The following is a 3459-nucleotide window of genomic DNA, read 5'->3' as shown; positions in this document are numbered from 1 at the left end:
CGTTCACACTACCAGGGGTGCCGCGCGGCCGCGACATCGGCATCGGCGGCGCCGGGTCAGCGCGTCGGCGGGGCCGTGCTGGCCCGGACCACGAGCTCGGGCACCACGGCGGCGGCTCCCCTGTCGCCGGCGCCATCCTCAGCCCCCTCGCCGGCGGCGGGTTCCCTCGCCGGCTCGTCGCCTGCGCGGCGGTCCGCCTCGATCGCGCCGAGCAGCTCGGTCATCGCGGCCTGCGCGAGCTCGGTGAAGTCCTGGCGGACGGTGGTGAGCGGCGGCCGGAAGTAGTCGGTGCCCTCGATGTCGTCGAAGCCGGTGACACTGATGTCGCCCGGCACGTCGATGCCCGCCTCGCCGAGGGCCCGAAGCAGCCCGAGGGCCATCTGGTCGTTCGCGACCGCGACGGCCGTGGGGCGCGAGGCGCTCGACGCGATCTCCTGCCCCACGCGGTAGCCCGCCTCGGCGGACCAGTCCCCGGCCCACACGTGCGCCGGCTGCAGCCCGGCCGCGGCCAGCTCCTCGTGCCAGCCACGCTCACGCTCACGCGCGTCCAGCCAGTCGGGGGGACCGGTCAGCAGGGCGATCCGCTCGTGCCCGAGGTCGACGAGGTGGCGCAGTGCGGACCGCGCCCCGGCGGCCTGGTCGGCGCCGACCGCCACGTAGCGGTCGCTGGGTTCCACCCCGGCCGCAACCAGCAGCAGCGGCGCGCGTGAGGTGATGTCCGCGAGCGCCTCGACCACGCGGATCCGCGGAGCGATGACGACGACGGCCTCGACCGCCTGGGAGTCGAAGTCGCCGAGCGCCCGCGCGACCGCCGCGGGCAGGTCGTCCTCGCCCGGACGGACCGCCGTGACGTGCACCGAGTAGCCCGCCGCGCGCGCCGTCTCCTCGATGGCCATGAGCGTGGACATCGGCCCGAACTTGGCCGAGCCGCTCGTCACGACGCCGAGCAGGCCCGAGCGGGCCGTGACGAGTGCCCGGGCGAGCCGGTTCGGTCGGTAGCTGAGGTCGTCCATCGCCGCCAGGACGCGCTCGCGCGTGGCGGGCCGGACGCTGGGATGGTTGTTGAGGACGCGTGAGACCGTCTGGTGCGACACCCCGGCGAGCCTGGCGACGTCCGCCATGCCCGCAGGGCGTCCCGCGCTCACTCTCGGTGCCCCTCGCCGTCGGCGCCCTCGGGGTCCGCCTCGCGGGCGAGCTCGTCCGCCCGCCGCGCCGCGGCTCGGGCCGCCGCCACGTAGGCCGCGCGGACGGCGCGCTCGTCGAGCTCGGCGAGCGCGGCGAGCGTCGTGCCGCCCGGTGAGGACACCGCCTCGCGCAGGATCGCCGCGTGCTGCCCGGACTCGGCCGCGTAGACGCCCGACCCCGCCACGGTGTGCGCCGCGAGCTGCTGCGCGAGCGCGCGCGGCAGTCCGAGCAGCGTGCCGGCCTCGGCGAGCGCGTCGACCATGGCGAACACGTACGCGGGCCCGGACCCGGAGATCGCGGTGACCGCGGACTGCAGCGCCTCCGGCACCGAGACCACGAGGCCCGTCCCCGCGAGCAGCGTCTCCACGAGGGCCACGTGGTCGGGGCTCGCGTGCCTGCCGGGGCTGACGGCGCTCACGCCGCGCCCGATCGTCGCGGGCGTGTTCGGCATGACCCGGACCACGGGCACGCCGGCGGGCAGGCGACGCTCGTAGAACGTGGACGGCAGGCCCGCGGCGATCGACACGACGAGCGTGTCGGGCCCGACGGCGTCGCGCACCGACGCGAGCGCGTCCGCCATGTACTGGGGCTTGACCGCGAGCAGCACGACGTCGGCCCCCGCCGCGGCCGCGGCGTTGTCGGCGCCGCCGGAGACCGAGGCGGCCTCGCCGTCGTGCCGCGCGGCGACCTCGCGCGCGACGTCGCCACGCACGTCGGTCACCGCGACCTCGGTGACGGCGTCCGCCGCCACGAGGGAGGACAGCACGGCGCTGCCCATCACCCCGGAGCCGATCAGCGCGATCTTCATGTCACATCCCGAACGCGTCGTAGAACGTGCCGCCCGCCCCGACCGGGGTGATCGCGACGAACGCGGTGGCTCCGTTGTTCCACGCCACCCGCTCGCCCGTCTCGGAGGAGAGGATCCGCATCGTGCCCGCCTGCTGACCCGCCACGACGACGGGCTCCTCGCGCGAGACGGTGCCCTCCAGGCCGAGCGCCGCGACGTACGCCGCGGCGGCCTCGGGGGTGCGCCACTGCGTGACGGCGACCGTCACGTCGGTGGTGGCGTCGCCCGAACCGTCGGAGTAGGTGAGCGTGTACGCCTCGAGCGGCTGCCCCGTGACCCCGGCGGCGGCCGCGACCGCCGCCGGGTCGTCCACCGTCTGCGCCGACACCGCCCACTGGAGCACCGCGTCCGGCAGCGCCGCCAGCAGAGCCGTGCTCTTGTCCCTCTCCACGGGCGCCACCGCGGGCGTCGGGGTCGGGCCCGTGATGGTCTCGCCGGGCACGGGCTCGAGGGCCTCGGGCTCGGCGGCGGGCCGGTTGAGCAGCACGATCGTGAGCACCACGCCGAGCACCACGACGAGCGCCACGAGCGCGACGACGATCCGGCGCCGCCGGATCACCGCGGGCGACGCCGTCGAGCCGGAGCCGTCGCCGCTGCCCTTGGCGCCGCTCGCCGCGGCGGCAGCTCCCCCGCTCGCCTCGGGCGCTCGGCCGGGTGAGCCACCCGACGCCCGCGCGCGGCGATCGGCCGGGCGCTCGGTCGGCGGCGTGGCGCCGGTGTCGGTGGGGTCGGCGGGAGCGTTCACCCGGAAGGTCCTCTCGGGGCGGTGCGGTCGGGCCGGGGGCGCCCGACCGTCGCGGCGAGCCTAGGGGACGGCGAGGCGGGGGTGTCGGTCCCGCGCGGTAGCGTCCCGAACATGGCGACGACCCGCGGCTCCGGACCCTCTGCACGGGGGCGCGCCGCCGCGCCGACGTGGTCGTGCACGGAGTGCGGCTGGGGCGCCGCGAAGTGGGTGGGGCGCTGCCCGGGCTGCCAGGCGTGGGGCACGATGACCGAGGTCGGCGCCCCCGAGCCCGCCCGCACCACCGCCGCAGCACCGCCGCGCAGCCCCGCGCGCCCCATCGCCGACGTCGAGATCGCGCTGGTCGCACGCCGGTCCACGGGCGTGGGCGAGCTGGACCGGGTGCTCGGCGGCGGCCTCGTCCCGGGCGCCGTCATCCTGCTCGCGGGCGAGCCCGGCGTCGGCAAGTCGACCCTGCTGCTCGACGTCGCGGCGCGCACGGCGCGCACCGGCAGCCGCGTCCTCTACGTCACGGGTGAGGAGTCCGCCGCACAGGTGCGCCTGCGCGCCCAGCGGATCGGCGCCGTCGAGGACGGCCTCATGCTCGCGGCCGAGGGCGACCTGGGCGCGCTGCTCGGCCACGTCGAGGCGGTCGGGCCGGACCTGCTCGTCGTGGACTCGGTGCAGACGATCGCGTCGCGCGAGG

At 77.2% G+C, this 3459-nt stretch carries 4 protein-coding genes; 1 reads left to right on the top strand and 3 read right to left on the bottom strand.

The window, feature by feature from the left end:
* Positions 1 to 56 precede the first annotated feature (56 nt).
* From FH969_RS14655 to FH969_RS14645, 3 genes are read right to left on the bottom strand one after another with little or no spacing between them, the layout of a single operon-like run.
* Positions 57 to 1121: a LacI family DNA-binding transcriptional regulator gene (locus FH969_RS14655; RefSeq protein WP_139987927.1), complete on the bottom strand. Its 1065-nt coding sequence runs from the start codon at positions 1119 to 1121 to the stop codon at positions 57 to 59.
* Positions 1122 to 1141: 20 nt separating this feature from the next.
* Complete coding sequence (proC, locus tag FH969_RS14650) at positions 1142 to 1993, bottom strand: pyrroline-5-carboxylate reductase (RefSeq protein ID WP_139987926.1); 852 nt, start codon at positions 1991 to 1993, stop codon at positions 1142 to 1144.
* 1 nt (position 1994) lies between these two features.
* The gene (locus FH969_RS14645; protein ID WP_139987924.1) at positions 1995 to 2777 is read right to left on the bottom strand and encodes a hypothetical protein; all 783 of its coding nucleotides are present in this window, start codon (positions 2775 to 2777) and stop codon (positions 1995 to 1997) included.
* Between the two features lie 111 nt (positions 2778 to 2888).
* Here FH969_RS14645 and FH969_RS14640 point away from each other — a divergent pair.
* On the top strand, positions 2889 to 3459 hold a 571-nt coding region (locus FH969_RS14640), incomplete at its 3' end, for a DUF7125 family protein (RefSeq protein WP_180359827.1).

It is taken from the genome of Miniimonas arenae, assembly GCF_006351005.1.
Lineage (GTDB): Bacteria > Actinomycetota > Actinomycetes > Actinomycetales > Beutenbergiaceae > Miniimonas > Miniimonas arenae.
Note: the sequence above shows the minus strand (reverse complement) of the source record. Positions and strands in the feature narration are given on the sequence as shown.

Excerpts from the sequence above, each read along its gene's own strand:
- FH969_RS14655 (WP_139987927.1), bottom strand. The coding sequence starts at position 1,121 with ATGGCGGACGTCGCCAGGCTCGCCGGGGTGTCGCACCAGACGGTCTCA.
- proC (WP_139987926.1), bottom strand. The coding sequence starts at position 1,993 with ATGAAGATCGCGCTGATCGGCTCCGGGGTGATGGGCAGCGCCGTGCTG.